Annotated in this window: 15 protein-coding genes, 1 pseudogene and 1 CRISPR repeat array (1 of these 17 only partly in view); of the genes and pseudogenes, 12 read left to right on the top strand and 4 right to left on the bottom strand. The window is 35.6% G+C overall.

Annotation, left to right across the window (positions count from 1 at the left end; genetic code table 11):
* Positions 1 to 750: direct repeats of the CRISPR family, unit length 46 nt; unit sequence GTTGGGAATTATAAGCTAAAATACAATTTTGAAAGCAATTCACAAC (it extends 4,311 nt beyond the left edge of the window).
* An 809-nt stretch (positions 751 to 1,559) separates the two neighbouring features.
* The 4 genes and pseudogenes from LNP19_RS12905 to LNP19_RS12890 all read left to right on the top strand — a co-directional run.
* Positions 1,560 to 2,081, top strand: a complete 522-nt coding sequence (locus LNP19_RS12905) for a hypothetical protein (protein ID WP_230062322.1) — start codon at positions 1,560 to 1,562, stop codon at positions 2,079 to 2,081.
* 11 nt (positions 2,082 to 2,092) lie between these two features.
* Entirely contained in the window at positions 2,093 to 2,500 is a 408-nt protein-coding gene (locus LNP19_RS12900; protein ID WP_072943183.1) for a helix-turn-helix domain-containing protein, read from the top strand.
* Positions 2,490 to 2,945, top strand: coding sequence for a hypothetical protein (locus tag LNP19_RS12895; protein ID WP_230062321.1), 456 nt, complete (start codon positions 2,490 to 2,492; stop codon positions 2,943 to 2,945). The genes LNP19_RS12900 and LNP19_RS12895 overlap by 11 nt, the downstream gene beginning before the upstream one ends.
* A gap of 179 nt (positions 2,946 to 3,124) precedes the next feature.
* Positions 3,125 to 3,709, top strand: a pseudogene (locus LNP19_RS12890) (ATP-binding protein); the annotation flags it as partial.
* 708 nt (positions 3,710 to 4,417) lie between these two features.
* On the opposite strand, the gene LNP19_RS12885 reads toward LNP19_RS12890, so the two are convergent.
* Genes LNP19_RS12885 through LNP19_RS12875 form a run of 3 tightly spaced genes read right to left on the bottom strand, consistent with a single transcriptional unit; the run spans position 4,418 to position 6,006 of the window.
* Positions 4,418 to 4,951 (bottom strand): PIN domain-containing protein, encoded by a 534-nt coding sequence (locus LNP19_RS12885; protein ID WP_230062320.1) that lies wholly within the window; start codon positions 4,949 to 4,951, stop codon positions 4,418 to 4,420.
* Positions 4,935 to 5,678 (bottom strand): ImmA/IrrE family metallo-endopeptidase, encoded by a 744-nt coding sequence (locus tag LNP19_RS12880; RefSeq protein ID WP_230062319.1) that lies wholly within the window; start codon positions 5,676 to 5,678, stop codon positions 4,935 to 4,937. The genes LNP19_RS12885 and LNP19_RS12880 overlap by 17 nt, the downstream gene beginning before the upstream one ends.
* Positions 5,668 to 6,006, bottom strand: coding sequence for a helix-turn-helix domain-containing protein (locus LNP19_RS12875; RefSeq protein ID WP_230062318.1), 339 nt, complete (start codon positions 6,004 to 6,006; stop codon positions 5,668 to 5,670). Before LNP19_RS12875 ends, LNP19_RS12880 begins: the two co-directional genes overlap by 11 nt.
* 177 nt (positions 6,007 to 6,183) lie before the next feature.
* On the opposite strand from LNP19_RS12875, the gene LNP19_RS12870 reads away from it, so the two are divergent.
* Positions 6,184 to 7,260 (top strand): hypothetical protein, encoded by a 1,077-nt coding sequence (locus tag LNP19_RS12870; RefSeq protein WP_230062317.1) that lies wholly within the window; start codon positions 6,184 to 6,186, stop codon positions 7,258 to 7,260.
* 245 nt (positions 7,261 to 7,505) lie between these two features.
* Here the strand turns inward: LNP19_RS12870 and LNP19_RS12865 are convergent, their stop codons facing one another.
* Positions 7,506 to 8,924 (bottom strand): FAD-dependent oxidoreductase, encoded by a 1,419-nt coding sequence (locus LNP19_RS12865; RefSeq protein WP_230064240.1) that lies wholly within the window; start codon positions 8,922 to 8,924, stop codon positions 7,506 to 7,508.
* Between the two features lie 501 nt (positions 8,925 to 9,425).
* On the opposite strand from LNP19_RS12865, the gene LNP19_RS12860 reads away from it, so the two are divergent.
* From LNP19_RS12860 to benB, 7 genes are all read left to right on the top strand, one after another.
* Positions 9,426 to 10,808: a sensor histidine kinase gene (locus tag LNP19_RS12860; RefSeq protein ID WP_230062316.1), complete on the top strand. Its 1,383-nt coding sequence runs from the start codon at positions 9,426 to 9,428 to the stop codon at positions 10,806 to 10,808.
* A gap of 6 nt (positions 10,809 to 10,814) precedes the next feature.
* Complete coding sequence (locus tag LNP19_RS12855) at positions 10,815 to 11,693, top strand: AraC family transcriptional regulator (protein ID WP_230062315.1); 879 nt, start codon at positions 10,815 to 10,817, stop codon at positions 11,691 to 11,693.
* 352 nt (positions 11,694 to 12,045) lie between these two features.
* Positions 12,046 to 13,167 (top strand): muconate/chloromuconate family cycloisomerase, encoded by a 1,122-nt coding sequence (locus tag LNP19_RS12850; RefSeq protein WP_230062314.1) that lies wholly within the window; start codon positions 12,046 to 12,048, stop codon positions 13,165 to 13,167.
* Positions 13,168 to 13,178: 11 nt separating this feature from the next.
* The gene (gene catC / locus LNP19_RS12845; RefSeq protein ID WP_072945105.1) at positions 13,179 to 13,469 is read left to right on the top strand and encodes a muconolactone Delta-isomerase; all 291 of its coding nucleotides are present in this window, start codon (positions 13,179 to 13,181) and stop codon (positions 13,467 to 13,469) included.
* A gap of 47 nt (positions 13,470 to 13,516) precedes the next feature.
* Positions 13,517 to 14,443, top strand: coding sequence for a catechol 1,2-dioxygenase (gene catA, locus LNP19_RS12840; protein ID WP_230062313.1), 927 nt, complete (start codon positions 13,517 to 13,519; stop codon positions 14,441 to 14,443).
* A gap of 127 nt (positions 14,444 to 14,570) precedes the next feature.
* Entirely contained in the window at positions 14,571 to 15,929 is a 1,359-nt protein-coding gene (locus tag LNP19_RS12835; protein WP_305070139.1) for an SRPBCC family protein, read from the top strand.
* The gene (gene benB, locus LNP19_RS12830; RefSeq protein WP_230062312.1) at positions 15,922 to 16,407 is read left to right on the top strand and encodes a benzoate 1,2-dioxygenase small subunit; all 486 of its coding nucleotides are present in this window, start codon (positions 15,922 to 15,924) and stop codon (positions 16,405 to 16,407) included. The genes LNP19_RS12835 and benB overlap by 8 nt, the downstream gene beginning before the upstream one ends.
* Positions 16,408 to 16,413 lie beyond the last annotated feature (6 nt).

The raw sequence follows: 16,413 nt of genomic DNA, 5'->3' as shown, positions 1-16,413 counted from the left end.
CATACAGAAAACTCCGTCTTGTTGGGAATTATAAGCTAAAATACAATTTTGAAAGCAATTCACAACCATTTTAATGATTTCCAATTCTGTCTTTTGGTTGGGAATTATAAGCTAAAATACAATTTTGAAAGCAATTCACAACTCTATACTAGAACAAGGAGTTGACGCTGGCGTTGGGAATTATAAGCTAAAATACAATTTTGAAAGCAATTCACAACTGAGCAATAAGATTAAAAACACCATTAAACGTTGGGAATTATAAGCTAAAATACAATTTTGAAAGCAATTCACAACGGCATCGATAAGCTCGATTGTTGATCCTCCGTTGGGAATTATAAGCTAAAATACAATTTTGAAAGCAATTCACAACGTAGCCGCTTTGTAGTTTTCGCGGGCTACTGTTGGGAATTATAAGCTAAAATACAATTTTGAAAGCAATTCACAACACGAATACCGATGCATTACCTGAAGGAACCGTTGGGAATTATAAGCTAAAATACAATTTTGAAAGCAATTCACAACACCTATGATGTGATTTACACGAGTTATTATGTTGGGAATTATAAGCTAAAATACAATTTTGAAAGCAATTCACAACCAGATCATTCTACTTCATCAGCTTTAAGAAGTTGGGAATTATAAGCTAAAATACAATTTTGAAAGCAATTCACAACTGCTTTTAATATGTTTAATTCGGAACAGTAGTTGGGAATTATAAGCTAAAATACAATTTTGAAAGCAATTCACAACAATATGGGTTTTCAAAATCGCCAGCATAAATTATTGTAAAGCATTTAATGAAGTTAGCTTTGTCATTCGCAGAGAATTTTTTAATTCTTCCAAGAATTGCATCAAGTTCGGTGACTGATAATGTTTTCGTTGATGGCGCGACACCCTTGAGGTAAATAAAGAGAATGAATTTTTTTGTGTTGTTCTTTATATATTGTTCAAAGAGTTGAACTAATGGTTTTTTTATTTTCTGCTTTTGCTGAGATGGATTGTCGGTATTATGATATTTTACCTGAACTAAATAGTCGTCATAACTGTAATCTTGAAGTTGCTCTATTTAAATCGTCTTGGTCGAATTATTAAATATTTCCAAGATAGTTCTATCAAACTGAAATTTATATCCTCTAAGTGCTATATATGCTCCGTCCATTCGTTAAATATTTTAGTCTATAGTTTCTGTTTTAGCACTGTTCTCATAGATTGACGCACAATTTGTACATAGTCGCTATTTTAATATCATTCGTTGTTTTCTCAAATATATAAATTAATACCGAAAAAACTGATAAAAAACATTTAGTCTTAGATCTATTTTCAAAATTAACTTCTTTTAATTCAGCGATGTTACGGGAAACCGTAAGGGCGTTTTTTTTTTAGTATATTCTTTATTGATTCCGGTAGCTGCAGGAAGCCTTTGAGTATGGAAGAGTGTTTTTCTCGTAGGAGGAAAGTTGACCAACAGCTAGCTCTTAATCAAGAAATAAAAAAAAAGTATACTAAATAATCATAAAATACACTTAAAAGTGTATTTTTGTTTGTAAAATGCTAGTAAAGTGAATATATTTGCTCTAGAAATATGGGATGATGAAGGTGCAAAGTGCACTTTTTACAGCGTGAGATATGATGATCTTCAAGTCAATGAAACCGATTTATTTTTCGAGAAGTATGATTCCTTAGCAGAGTACAAACAAGCCAATCAGGAATTATTGTCATTTATAATATATGCTATTGGAGAAGAACATGGCGCTATTAATGAATTGTTCAACAGAAATGAAAACGAAGTAAAAGGATTGCCTGTTCAAGGTAAAGTGGTACTCGACGAAATCAGCTATCACTATCCCAATTTTCCCTTACGAATATATGCCTTAAAAATCACAAATGATATTGTTATTCTTTTTAATGGAGGTGTTAAAGATGAACAAACAAATCAAAAAAGTTCACTACACTTGATCTGGAGAGAAGCATGTGAATTTGCCAAACGAATTCTCGAGGCTATTCGTAACGAAACAATTATTGTAGATAAAGAAAACAGAAAACTTACTAATTATGATGGTTCAGATGAAATCATCCTCTAAAAACCAAAATTATGAGAAGCAAAGTAGCCCAAAGAATTTTAGCAGAAACAGCCGAAGAAACAAAAATCTTCGCTAAGTTATACGCTGACATTGTGGTACGTGTAAATCAGTTATTAAAAGAAAAAGGATTCAGCCAAAAAGATCTGGCTGAAAAATTAGAAAAAAGACCTTCGGAAGTGAATAAATGGTTAGTGGGAGAACACAATTTTACTTTGCGTTCGCTTGCAAAATTAGAAGCAGAATTAGGGGATACCATTATTACTGTTCCTCATAGAAAGCCGGTGTCCTCTTTGATAGGTGGTAAGAGGTATATTACTGTTTATAAGAATGCACATGTTACTACCAAAGATGTTGCTTACACCCATGTGTGGAAAAAATCAAAAACCAAACCTAAAACACCATTAGCCAATGTCAGCTAATATTTTACAGCCTGAAAAAATACAAATTGTAGATTTCAAAATCATTAAAGGGCAAATCAACAGCCCTTTTGATTTTGAAAATGAAAAAGTGGTCGGCCATACTTTTAATGTTGATTTCGAATTGGGATTTAATCTTGGAGACAAATTGGTGCGAGCTGATTTTTCTGTGTATGTGGAGACTAAAAGCGATATCGACACTATTGAGGAAGCCGTCGGAAATTTCAGTTTTGTCTATGTTTTTTATGTGGATAATCTAGAGGAACTGACCACTCTGGAAAAAGAGGAAACCATTACTGTTCATCCTGCTTTAGGAAACGCATTGGCTTCTATAACGTATTCCACATCAAGAGGGATTTTAATGACGCGTTTCCAAGGAACCGTTTTAAGTGATTTTATTCTGCCTGTTATTAATCCCAATGACTTATTGGAAAAAGGAAGCAAATAAAACCCGATAGCGCGGATTTACTTCGTCCGTTCGCTATCGCTGGAGTGCAAGCAGTGTCCATAAAGAGTAGTCATTTCAATTTTATAAAAAAGCTAGAGGAATTATTTTCTTGTAGCTTTTTTTTGTGTTCACTTTATGGGGTAATGTTGCGGGCAAGGATTGCAAATCCGTGCTATCGGGATGCTATTGTTTTGCGTGAAGCAGTAATAAATGCAATCATTCACAACGATTACACCAACGAGGTACCACCAAAATTTGAAATTTTCGATGATAGAATTGAAATCACTTCTGCAGGCGGATTACCTGACGCATTAAATAAAGAAGAATTTTTTGATGGAGTTTCTATTCCTAGAAATAAAGAACTAATGCGAGTTTTCAGAGATTTAGATATGGTAGAACAATTAGGTTCGGGTGTGCCAAGAATTTTAGAAAGTTATCCTAAAGAATGTTTCAAATTCTCTGAAAATTTTTTACGTATGATTTTTCCAGTAGTGCAAGCAGAGAATCAAAAAGGAGAAGATGGTGCTGATACTTCAGGTGGTGCAATAGGTAGTGCAATAAAAGATTTAACAGATAGACAAAAAGAAGTATTAGCTATTATAAAACAGGATAATAAAATTAGTTATCGTGCTATTGCTGATAGATTAGAAATTAATGAATCAGCTGTATCTAAAAATATAGAATTATTAAAAGACAAAGGACATATAGAAAGAGTTGGAGGTACTAGAGGTTATTGGAAAGTAACTACTTCTAATTTAGATTAAAAAGAAAATATTTAAACTGCCCATAAAGAGTAGTCATTTCAATTTTATAAAAAAGCTACAGGAATTATTTTCTTGTAGCTTTTTGCCTGTGTTCACTTTATGAGGTATTGTTGCGGGTAAGGATTGCAAATCCGTGCTATCGGGTACAAATTAGGAATTTACAAATGGGTATTAAAAAAAAGACATGGAGTTGAGAACGGTAGGAGAGAGAGTCAATGCGAGGTGCCGAATAAATTCATTTTACTATGTCCGTTTCAATGATTTTTTAGGGTTTGCTTTTGATAGTGAGGTTGCTTCGTTCCTCGCAAGGACTTAGATTGAAGATTTGTATTGTTTGCTTTGCGTGTGTGGTGAGCCCGATATCGCGGATTTACTTCGTCAGCTGCTACCGCTCAGTTGTAAGCGATCCCCACAACGATTAGTAATTTCAATTTTATAAAAAAGCTAGAGGAATTATTTTCTTGTAGCTTTTTGCCTGTGTTCACTTTATGAGGTATTGTTGCGGGTACGGATTATAGCCAAGAATAGCGAATTGATAAAGTAAATCCGCCATAGAACTCGAAGAAAATATCCGCGTGATCTGGTGAATAGCTTTTATAAAATATAGAGTGTAGCAAGCTAGAATAAGCGCTACATTCCAAATTACTCATAACAAATAAATTACTTTTCTTAGCAAACTCCTTTAAACAGAGTACTATCTTGCTTCGGTTATTTTTTTTCTCTTTGTTCGTATTGCTTAATAGTATCAATCCCATCTATTAACTTACTGTCTTTTGTTTTCACTTCTCGGATAAAAATATCGCATTCAGCTTCAGTCAATATTTTCTTTTGATAGGCCTCTAAAAGAATATCCATGGTTGTCAAATAAACAATTCCATAATGATTACAGTACTCTTTGATATCTTTTAAATTACTGCTCGCAATATAGTCTTTGGTATGTTTAGCAACAGCCATGCAGGCTGCTTCACCATCACCCATATTATACTTCAACTTAGCATACTCTTTTATTATAGCGATATCCTTTGGAAAAGGAATCACTTCAATTTTTGACCATTCAATAAAATTATCTAACGCAACTATACTTTTTTTTCGCTTATCCAATTCGGCTTTTATTTTATCCAAAATAACAAATCGGTTAGGGAATATTTTAGACAAAAGCAATTGCTGTCCAGCTTTAGTAAAATGGATAATAACATCACAATCCAGTAATATTCTTGGTTCCGTATTAGTTTTCTTTCCCATCATCATTAAATTTTGGGTCATCCATATCTAAACCTATATCCATCATCAAAGAATGATAATGACTTTCAGAAATTTTACCCACATCAAATAATGCTTTAACTTTAATTCCATAATCCCCAACGACTTTCTCTTCATCATTTCTTTGATAGAGAGCAGCAGCATATCCATGCTCAACAGCGCTTTTAATAACACCTTTTAAATAAGGTTTGTAATCATCATAATGGATATACTTCGCTTTGCTTAATCGAACCAAAAGGGCGGCTCTTGAAACTCCAAAATACTGCTCCATTTTTATAATGGTGGCCAAAGAAAGAGTTTCTCCCCATCCTAATTCCTTTTCAGGTATCTGTTTGATTAATGCTGCCTCTGGCATTAAAAAATAAGAGCTAAAAATATCAGCGTTATATTCTTCTCTGTCTTTTTTATCAAATTGACCGGCATTGCACATTTGAAAATTAAAGTTCTCTTGTATAAAAAGGTGGTACAATTCGTGGCCTATAGTGAAATTTTGTCTTCCTACAGGTAAAGCAGAATTAATCAGCATGAATAAATTTTCATTAGTTTTAAGTGCCATCCCAGAAAATTCACTTTCCAAAGGCATATATACCGTCAGAACACCTAAAGTCAATAATAGTTTTTCTAAATCTATTGAGGTCTCGGTACCTAATCCTAATTCTCTTCGGAATTTATTTGCCTTGGCTTCTAATATTTTCTCGTTAAATGCCATGATACAAACGATTTATCTTAATATAATTTTTTACAATTTTACCAAAATCAGAAAGTTTTTCCATATCACTTTCATTGACAGAATCTTTTCTAAATGCAAAAACAACTTCTGCCATGGCTTCTTCTACTGTTTCACTAAAAAAAACTGCTAATTCCACACCAAACAAATCCGATAGTTTTTCTAAAACTTCTAAAGAAACCTCTCTTTCATTATTTTCATAGAAACTGATCATTTCTCTTTTTACATCCAGAAAACCAGCTAATTTTTCCTGTGTATATCCATATCTTTCGCGCAATCCTTTTATTACCAATCCTGTAGTTGCTTCCATGATTTCTTGAGTTTTGATTTAAATGTATTCTTTTAAGGAATAATTTCAAGTTACAAAAGTAATCAAATTTTATAAATTACAATAAAATGTACAATATTGAAATAAAAATTTTTCCATTATGACTTTTCATAATTATGTAAATTTGTTTTTTAAATTTTAATGTAAAATATTAAAAACATGAAAACTACAGAACTGACAAGAAAGGAATTATATGATATGGTATGGTCAATGCCCGTTTCTAAATTGACACAACAGTTTGCACTTTCAAATGACGGGATAAAAAAAATCTGTAAGCAATTTGAAATACCAATGCCAGATGGAGGATATTGGATGAAATTAAAATTCAATAAAAAAGTTAATATCCCTAAATTTAATCCCATCTCCGGAGGTGTGGGTAAAATCGTCTTAACACTAAGGGAAGAAGGGAATAGTGTTACTATAGACCAAACTCCATTAACCATTAGAACCAAAGAAATTGAGAATGATCCTAATGCTCCTTTAATTGTTTCCGATAAAATCACAAAACCCGATATTATAACTATTCAAACCCAAGAGTATTGGAAAGAAAGTAAAGGTGATGCTTTTTATGGAAAATATAAAAAGTTACGATATCCTATCAGAGTAGGCGAAAAACACAAACAGAGAGCCTTATGTTTTATGGATGCACTAATCAAATTACTTCGATACAGAGGCCATACATTGGGAGAAGAACATCAAAACACCTGTATTTTAATTGATACCATTTACATTGATTTTGATTTAAGGGAAGCTTCCAAAAGAGTACCCGCAACAACTACTTATGGTACTTCCGAATATATTCCAACTGGGGAATTTATTTTAAAAATAGGTCGCTACTCAGGAGAAAAAGAATGGCGGGATGGTAAAGTAAAAATCGAAAAATTATTAGCTCGTATTGTTGCCAAACTTGAAATCTATGCTCAAGAAGAAAAGAAACAACAAGAAGCATCACGCTTATGGAGATTAGAATCCGATGCCGAAGTAAAACGTAAGGAAGAAATCAAAAAACAAAAAGAGAAAGAAGTTGCTAAATTTAATAAATTGGTTGCTCTTTCGGAACAATACAATAAATCCCAATTAATTCGGCAATACATTCAAGCCGAATACCAAAAAGCTATTGAAACCAAGACATTAACTACCGAGCTTCAAGAATGGATAAACTGGGCTAATGATAAAGCAGATTGGTATGATCCTACAATAAACAAACCAGATAACATACTGGATGCTAAGATTTAAAGACACTGTCCCATAAAGTGTGTAAGTTGAAAAGTTGAAGCTTCGATTTTATAGTCGGAGCCTTTTTTCAAATATAAGGGTAAATTGGTTTAAAACAATTCTCCAATTTCTTAAAGGCATCGTCCATTTTTTAGTTACTTCTCTTAATAGCAATTCACAACAAGCATAAATAATTGCCGCCCGCTGGCCCGCCCTCAGTGGAGGGGAATTTTTGTAATGGGGTGTAGGCTGAGTCTCTTTTAATGTTAGGCGTCTTTTTTCTTTAGGCAGCGTCCTCTCGGCTCATCACCTTCATGAAGCACAATTTCGGAATGGAGGAAGTTGGCGGCGGCGGCTGAATCTTTCACTTTGACAGCAGAGCGTGCCAGCATTTCGGCTTCAAATTCCGTTAATACATCTGCTCTTAGTCCCGCATTTCTCCATTGAGATGCAACTCTGCATCCTTTTGTGATGGCACGAGCCAGTGTAAGTGCGTCCAATAGCGCTTGGTTTGCGCCCTGTCCTTTGAACGGACTCATAGGGTGCGCCGCATCTCCAATTAGCGTCACTGCTCCCGCTTTTTCCAACAATGCGGAATCGAGTAATTCCCGGTCATAGACGGGATAGCCTGAAATTTGAGTCTCTAATGTAGCCGCTAAAATCTGAGGAATAGGATTGTGCCACTGAGTTCTGCGGCAGCCTTCTTCCTTAAGTGCTTGTGGTCCTTGAGCACTTAAGGCCTTAGCCTCATTTTCTGCCATTGGAAAACTAAGTTGCCACATGATCGAATCTGCGGTATAAGGCATCATGTAAATGCGCTCGTTGCCATTGGCGGTTTGAAATACAGTGGCTGAATCCAGTAAAGAACTATCAAGCCCTTCGAGAGCCTTTAAAGGGCAAATACCCAAGATCACAATACAACCCAGGTAACGCAAAGGGCTGGTGTCCTCAGCAATCAGCAAACTGCGCACGGCGCTACGAATACCATCAGCACCCACTACAAGATCTGCCTTGGCATTCTTTATTTCTCCGTTGACTTGAAAACGCAGATCGAGGCCTTCACCCTCAGATTCTTTAAAATGGACTAATTGATGACCCCATTGCACAGCATCATGTTCGCCGAGTTGTTCCAGTAGTGCCAAGCGCAAAGACTGTCGGGCGATATGTATATTGGAACGTTTTGTAAATGTTTTTGTATCGGATGGTATCCACTTTCGAACGCCCCATTCCCCGATCACTTTTCCTTCTGTAGTATGAACCAGATGTCTTGTTGAAATTACCCCTTCTTTTAGCGAGAAGATACCCAATCCTTCAATTGCCTTACTGGCTTGTTGCAAGGTGAGTCCGTAGCCCTGAGATCGAGCCTCAAAGTTGCTGTCGCGCTCATAAAGAGTAAAAGGGATTCCGCGGTGTAAACAAGCCACAGCCAGAGCCACGCCTCCGATACCGCCACCAATAATAGCCAGATGTGGGTAATTTCCTTTATCGGCTATAGGAGGGCTAGCTGAAGGGATTAAGCCGGATCCGCCACAATGTGAGCAGGAGTAGAGGTGCGCCTTAGGACGAACCGGAGCTGTTCCTTCTTGCGTTTTTTGAAATTGTTCGACTGCCATCTGGTAGCTGCGTCGCGCTTTATCGCTAAGCCCACGGCTTTTTTTACCGCGTCCCTGACATTCCTGACACATAGCCCAAGTTGTTTCTTCTTTTTTCAATTTTTTTCTGTATTTAGCTTGCTCTTAAATCCCCTCTATAAGAAAAAAATTAGTCGATACAATGGATGCTGAGTTAATCATGTTCTGCTGTTTGAGACAGTGCTGCAAATTTAAGGCAAAACATTAGCAGTACAAAACGGCTTTATAATTTTTGGAGGAAACGCTATAATCGGTTCTGAAATCACTGTCGAAGGATACTTTCTAATTGCAACACCCAGAAAATTACTTTTTTGCCATGTATTGTTCTTTTAAACCACAAATCCACCTCATTTTATAATCCAATGAAAAAAAGCAGAGACTATTCTATTTTAACAAAGAAAGCAGCAAAGCACTTCGTGGAGGTGCAGCATTGGTTGTCAAAGTGATTTGCCGGATTCCTAAAAATAGAATTATGCACTTACAGCACTCTTGATTGTATCCTAAATTTGTATATTTGAAACATGCTTTTTTTTCTTTAACACACTAAAATCTATAATGTTTCAATTTTTACCGTTAGATCCAAAAACCGTTTTTCAACTCTATTTTTGGGCAAACTTGTTTATCAGTATTCTTATTTTTAGTTATTCCTTTTCGTATGCTACCACAGAGAACAGAAAAGTCTTAAAATGGTTTGCTTATGGAAAACTATTAATGACCTTAGGATGGCTCATGCTGCTTTTACGAGGTATAGTTCCTGATTTTGTCTCTATCAATATAGCCAATATGATTATTTTATCGTCAGCTTGTTATGAAACGATAGCGATAACAGCGATGCTCAAATCAAAATTAAGAAAACGGTATCGTTTACAAATAGGGATTACTCTTGCAGCTGCCTTGCTTTTCAATATGGCAACCTTATTAGAGAGTACGGTTAACACGCGCATATTAGTTGTGTCTATTGGATTGTTTGCCATTTATTTGCCACCAACCATTGGCTATTTTATGGAAAAGAAGCACAATTTTTTCCGGCTTTTATACGGGCTTTGCTATGCCGGATTTGAAATACTGATTGTTTTAAGAATGATTTATATTTATTTGAATCCACAGAAATACTTTTTTTCATCTAGTGTTTTTGAGAGTTTTTATAATATTTGCTTGTTTCTACTCACTCTTATTGGTACGGTTGGTTTTTTATTGCTTGTAAAAGAAAAGCAAGAACTTAAGATCCAGAAACTTTTAAAAGACAAAAACCAGTTCTTTTCTATCATTGCCCATGACCTGAGAGGACCATTGGGATCATCAGTCGAGCTGTCCAAGATAGTAGCCAATAACATTGAGGATTACAATCGTGAAGAAATTATAGAAATTATAGAAATGCTTCATGAATCGAACAAAAACAGCTACAAATTGCTCGAAAATCTTTTGGATTGGTCACAAGTGCAAACTGGAACGATAGATTACAGTCCGAAAAAAGTAGCATTAAACACATTAATCAAAGAAAATATTGAACTGAATAAAAATATAGCATTAAATAAAAACATTAGCCTTTCGTTTGAAGCGACTGAACTGATCGAAATTGAGGCAGACAAAAACATGATTGATACCGTAGTGCGCAACTTGCTGACCAATGCAATTAAATTTACAGAAAAACAGGGTGAAATAGTTGTAAAGTTGCAAAAATACCCTCAAAAAGTTGAGGTATCTATCATAGACAACGGTATAGGAATTCCTGATAAAATAAAAGAAAAATTGTTTAAAATTGACAAAAAAGTCACCCAAAGAGGAACAGAAAACGAAAGTGGAACCGGGTTGGGATTATTGGTTTGCAGCGAATTTATAAAAAAACACCAAGGAAAAATCTGGGCAGAAAGCGAATTCGGAAAAGGGAGTACCTTCAAATTTAGCTTACCTTTAGAGACAATAAAAAAGTACGGATAGGCAGACATGGGAAATAAATTATTTTTTAAGGGAATTTATGGTGATAGCTCTATCGATATGGTTAGGGATATTATTCATATTACTCCTATGGAAATGACTGCAAAACGCCACCAATGGTATATTAAACCTCATGCCCACAGTGAACTTTTCCAAATTTTTGTTGTCGAAAGCGGTTCTCTGGAATTAATAATTAATGGCGGAAGTACCATTGTAGAGAGCCTTTCTTTTTTTTCTATTCCAAAGAACAGCAGTCATGGATTGCGCATGAATGCTGATACTAAAGGATGGGTTATCTCACTTTATGATAAGTCATTGGAAAACATGTTAAAGCTCGATACGGATATCATCAATACGATAGACGAAATTCATATTTCAAAACTGGACGAAAACGATAAATTAATCACCGATACTTTTGCTACTATCCAAAAATGCATTTCGGAATATTATGATGATTTGCCAGGGAAACAATATGCTTTACACTACTTGGTAGGTATGATGCTGTTGCGTTTGTATCGTATATTTGAAACTAAATCTGTTATTAATGTTTCAGATAATAAAAATAAAATATATTACCGACGCTTTGTTCAATTGATAAAGGAACAAAAGTCTTTTAAAATAAGTATTGAGGACTATGCTAGCCGTTTAAATATTTCAAGCGGACATCTCAACCGAATTTGTAAGGATGTTTCCGGTTTATCGCCAAAAGACATTGTCATTAATTTTTTTATTGACGAAGCTAAAATTTATCTCCGCAATTTTGATATGACAATTGCCGAAATCTCCTATGAATTAGATATGGAAGATCCGGCTTATTTTACCCGTTTGTTTAAGAAAAAAAGCGGAACCACTCCCAAAGAATACAGAAATCAAGTAGCAGGCCAATAATTTCCCATTGGTCTTTTACCTCCTCAATTATGAAAATGAGATAGTGATAAGTCGTACTGATGAAGCGGTTTTCACAATTTTATTTTCCATTTTACAGCAAAAGATCTCGTTTGTCCTACTTTTTAAAGGAAAACAGGTCTTTTTTGTCTTTTTTTTATATTTAAAGCTATTATAAACAAATGGTTATGTTTTTGTCTATTTGTTTGATTTGTCTCATTAATAACAAATTTATCCAATTTTTGACCCTGCCTTTAGTTCTAAATTTGTGATAATCAAACAGTAAGTGAGCGCTCAATTATATAGGAGTAAGTACTCACTTCTGTCGAAATCATATAAATATAGATACTAAGAAATGAATAAGCCTACTATTGAAAAAATTGAAGCCATCTTGGTTGATTTGCCAACCATTCGCCCGCATCATCTCTCGATGACGGTGATGAAAAAACAAACGATGGTTATCATTCGTTTGTTCTGCAGTGATGGAATGGAAGGAATTGGCGAAGCAACAACCATTGGGGGATTGAGTTATGGAGAGGAATCTCCGGAAAGTATGAAACTCAATATTGATACTTATTTTGCTCCTTTATTAGTGGGTCAGGATGCTACCAATATTCACAAAGCCATGTTTTGGATTGAAAAAAACATTAAGGGCAACCGAATTGCAAAATCAGGAATTGAAACAGCACTTCTAGATGCGCAGGGAAAACGATTGGGTGTTTCTGTCGCTACTTTATTAGGAGGTGCAATTACCGAAACTTTACCCGTTTTATGGACTTTGGCCAGCGGAAATACACAACAGGATATTGAAGAAGCCGAACATCTTTTAGCCATTGGAAGACACACTACTTTCAAATTAAAAATAGGATGGCAAGCTCCGGAAATTTCAATTGCGCACGTTGCTGCTATCAAAAAAGCGTTGGGAGACAGAGCAAAAGTAACGGTAGATGTAAATCAGGCTTGGGACGAAAGCACCGCAAAAATCAGTATTGCTAAACTTCAAGAAGCTGGAATTGATTTGATTGAACAGCCCATAGTTAAAGAAAATTTTGAAGGTTTGGCTCGTTTGACCAAAATGTTTACCGTGCCTATCATGGCCGATGAAGCCTTGAACGATAGTTCCGATGCTTACAAATTAGCTAAAATAAGAGGAGGCGATGTTTTTGCATTAAAAATAGGAAAATCAGGCGGATTGCATAATGTTTTAAAAGTGGCTGCGATTGCAGAAGCTGCTGATATCAGTTTGTATGGCGGTACATTATTGGAAGGAACAATCGGTTCTGTGGCTTCGGCGCATGCTTTTAGTACTTTGAAAACAATGTCTTGGGGAACGGAACTTTTCGGACCGTTATTGTTAACGGATGATATTGTAAAAACCAAAGTAGAATTTTCAAATGCTTCGATGAAAATTCCACAAGGTCCGGGTTTAGGCTTGGAATTAGATTTAGATAAACTCAATCAATATAAACGTAAATAAAAATCAGCATTATGTTATTCCACGTAGAAATGACCGTAAAAATTCCGCATGATTTAGATGTGAATTTTGTAAACGAATTAAAAGCAAAAGAAAAAGCAATGTCCCAAGATTTGCAACGCAGCGGAAAATGGGTTGACATTTGGAGAATCGTCGGGAAGTATTCCAATATCAGTATTTTCAATGTAGAAAGTCCGGCGGAACTTCATGAGATTCTGAGCAATTTACCCCTTTTTCCGTTTATGGAAATTGAAGTAAAATCATTATGCAAACATTATTCTTCTATTAAAGAAGGAGAATTGTAAGCTATCAAATAATCAAAAAAACTATCATAAATTATAAAATCACTATCATGACTAGAGCACAAATAGACGGATTACTCGAAAAAATTGAGAGTACTGAAAAAGTAGAAGCGGGAAGCGAAAGAGCAAAAGCAATTGTAAACAGAATCCTTCGTGATTTGTTTTATACCATCGAAGATTTAGACATCCAACCGGATGAAGTTTGGACAGCAGTTAATTTCTTAACGCAAGCGGGTCAAAATGGAGAATATGGTTTAATTGCAGCGGGATTAGGAATAGAACATTTCTTGGACTTGCGCATGGATGAAGAAGAAGAAGCGGCAGGAATAACAGGAGGAACACCAAGAACGATTGAAGGGCCACTTTATGTTGCAGGTGCACCAAAATCAAAGGGTTTTGCACGCATAGACGATGGAACTGAAGTAGAGCAAGGGGAAATTTTATTCATGCAAGGAAAAGTTTTGGATGAAGATAATAATCCAATTCCAAATGCATTAGTTGAAGTTTGGCATGCGAACCTAAAAGGGAATTATTCTTATTTTGACCAATCGCAAAGTGATTTCAATTTACGCGGAACAATAGTAACGGATGAAGCTGGAAACTATCAATTCCGCAGTATTCTTCCTTCTGGCTACGCAGTTCCTCCAGGTGGTTCAACGGAAACACTTTTAAGTGCTATTGGCCGTCATGGAAATCGTCCTTCTCACATTCATTTCTTTGTTTCAGCACCAGCGTTTAGAAAACTGACAACTCAAATTAATTTTGAAGGAGATCCTTACTTATGGGATGATTTTGCTTTCGCAACCCGTGAAGGTTTAGTTCCGGATCTTAGCGTAATTACGGATGCGGAGAAAATCAAAGAAAAAGGATTAGACAAGCCATTTTCCTCAATCGATTTCGACTTCACTTTACACAAAGAAGTGGAAGGAATTCATGATGCTGAAGTAGAACGATTAAGAGCCGAATCTGTAGCATAATCACTTAATAAAAGGTCTATTACCATTTTTCGAATCTGAAGAACCCCAAGAGAAGGAATAAATCGAATCGATTTTCTCGAAAATAACTCCGGAGCGGATCGGTTATGACTACTAATAAACAACAGAAATGGGAAAATTAAATAAAGAATATCTAGAAAGCCTATTGGAGCACAACGTTGCAAAAGGTTTGTATCGTCATAACAGAGAATCCTTTACCAATCCGGAGTTGTTCGAATTGGAAATGAAATATATTTTCGAAAACAATTGGGTGTATTTGGCACATGAAAGTCAGATTACAGAATTGAACGATTATTTTACGACTCATATTGGCAGACAATCCATTTTCATTTCACGCAATAAAGAAGGTGAATTGAATGCTTTTATCAATGCGTGCAGCCATAGAGGAGCCCAACTTTGTCGTTATAAAAAAGGAAATAAATCAACTTATACCTGTCCTTTTCATGGGTGGACCTTTAATAATTCGGGCAAATTATTAAAAGTAAAAGATGGAAAAGATGCAGGATATCCAGAAGGATTTAATACTAATGGTTCACATGATCTAAAAAAAATAGCCAAGTTTGAATCCTACAAAGGATTTTTATTTGGCAGCCTAAATCCGGCTTCTTCTTCGTTGGAAGAATACTTGGGAGATACCAAACTGATTATCGATCAAATGGTAGACCAGTCTGAATTTGGATTGGAAGTAGTAAAGGGATCATCTACCTATACCTACGACGCCAATTGGAAATTACAAATGGAAAATGGAGCCGATGGCTACCATGTAAGTTCGGTACATTGGAATTATGTGGCTACTATGGGGAACCGTAGAGAAGAAGGAGTGCAAGCGGTAGATCCAAACGGCTGGTCAAAAAGTGTGGGTGGAGTATATGGTTTTGAAAATGGCCATATGCTGCTTTGGACCAAGATGCTAAATCCGGAAGTGCGACCATTGTACAGTCAGTTGGATCGACTAAATAATACTCTTGGCGAAGAAAGAACCAATTTTATTGTCAATGAAACACGCAATCTGGCTCTTTATCCCAATGTGTATTTGATGGATCAGTTTTCTACCCAAATTCGGGTATGCCGTCCTATTGCCGTAGATAAAACAGAAGTAACTATTTATTGTTTTGCTCCGAAAAATGAAGCTGCGGCAGACCGAGCTTTGCGTCTTCGCCAATATGAAGACTTCTTCAATGTGACCGGAATGGGAACCCCTGATGATTTGGAAGAATTTAGATCCTGCCAAGAAAGTTATTTATCGAAAACGATGCCTTGGAACGATGTCAGCCGTGGTGCTGAGAATTGGGTTTATGGTCCTGATGAACATGCTATTGCTATGGGAATCAATCCAAAATTAAGCGGAATCAGAACGGAAGACGAAGGATTGTTCCTGATGCAACACCAGTATTGGGCTGAAACTTTGGCAGCAGCTTTGGACAAAGAGGAATTGATTAACAAAGAAAACATTTTGCAAAATGAGTAATTACGAGAAAATACAAGCATTTGTTTATCAGGAAGCAAGATATTTAGATGACAAACAATGGGATGAATGGCTCCAGTTATATGATGAAAATGTGGAATTTTGGATGCCCTGTTGGGACGATGAAGATAAATTAACAACCAATCATGAAACAGAAGTTTCGCTGATTTATTATCCAAATCGTTACGGATTGGAAGATCGGATTTTCAGAATCAGAACGGAACGTTCTAGCGCTACACTACCAGATACCAGAACGAATCACATGATTTCAAATATTGAAATCTTGGAAGAAAATAAGGAGGAGGTTAAAATACGTTTCAACTGGAATACATTGAGTTTCCGATACAATAAATTGGATCAGTTTTTTGGTACTTCCTTTTATACTTTGAAAAAAGAGGGAGATTCCTTTTTAATCACCAATAAAAAGGTCATTCTGAAGAACGATTACATTCGACAACTGCTTGACATATATCATATTTAAACAAAA

This window comes from Flavobacterium acetivorans (genome assembly GCF_020911885.1).
GTDB lineage: Bacteria > Bacteroidota > Bacteroidia > Flavobacteriales > Flavobacteriaceae > Flavobacterium > Flavobacterium acetivorans.
Note: the sequence above shows the minus strand (reverse complement) of the source record. Positions and strands in the feature narration are given on the sequence as shown.

What these genes read in the sequence shown, in the direction of transcription:
- LNP19_RS12900 (WP_072943183.1), top strand. Translation starts at nt 2,093, where the DNA reads ATGAGAAGCAAAGTAGCCCAAAGAATTTTAGCAGAAACAGCCGAAGAA.
- LNP19_RS12895 (WP_230062321.1), top strand. Translation starts at nt 2,490, where the DNA reads ATGTCAGCTAATATTTTACAGCCTGAAAAAATACAAATTGTAGATTTC.
- LNP19_RS12885 (WP_230062320.1), bottom strand. Translation starts at nt 4,951, where the DNA reads ATGGGAAAGAAAACTAATACGGAACCAAGAATATTACTGGATTGTGAT.
- LNP19_RS12880 (WP_230062319.1), bottom strand. Translation starts at nt 5,678, where the DNA reads ATGGCATTTAACGAGAAAATATTAGAAGCCAAGGCAAATAAATTCCGA.
- LNP19_RS12875 (WP_230062318.1), bottom strand. Translation starts at nt 6,006, where the DNA reads ATGGAAGCAACTACAGGATTGGTAATAAAAGGATTGCGCGAAAGATAT.
- LNP19_RS12870 (WP_230062317.1), top strand. Translation starts at nt 6,184, where the DNA reads ATGAAAACTACAGAACTGACAAGAAAGGAATTATATGATATGGTATGG.
- LNP19_RS12865 (WP_230064240.1), bottom strand. Translation starts at nt 8,924, where the DNA reads ATGTGTCAGGAATGTCAGGGACGCGGTAAAAAAAGCCGTGGGCTTAGC.
- LNP19_RS12860 (WP_230062316.1), top strand. Translation starts at nt 9,426, where the DNA reads ATGTTTCAATTTTTACCGTTAGATCCAAAAACCGTTTTTCAACTCTAT.
- LNP19_RS12855 (WP_230062315.1), top strand. Translation starts at nt 10,815, where the DNA reads ATGGGAAATAAATTATTTTTTAAGGGAATTTATGGTGATAGCTCTATC.
- LNP19_RS12850 (WP_230062314.1), top strand. Translation starts at nt 12,046, where the DNA reads ATGAATAAGCCTACTATTGAAAAAATTGAAGCCATCTTGGTTGATTTG.
- catC (WP_072945105.1), top strand. Translation starts at nt 13,179, where the DNA reads ATGTTATTCCACGTAGAAATGACCGTAAAAATTCCGCATGATTTAGAT.
- catA (WP_230062313.1), top strand. Translation starts at nt 13,517, where the DNA reads ATGACTAGAGCACAAATAGACGGATTACTCGAAAAAATTGAGAGTACT.
- LNP19_RS12835 (WP_305070139.1), top strand. Translation starts at nt 14,571, where the DNA reads ATGGGAAAATTAAATAAAGAATATCTAGAAAGCCTATTGGAGCACAAC.
- benB (WP_230062312.1), top strand. Translation starts at nt 15,922, where the DNA reads ATGAGTAATTACGAGAAAATACAAGCATTTGTTTATCAGGAAGCAAGA.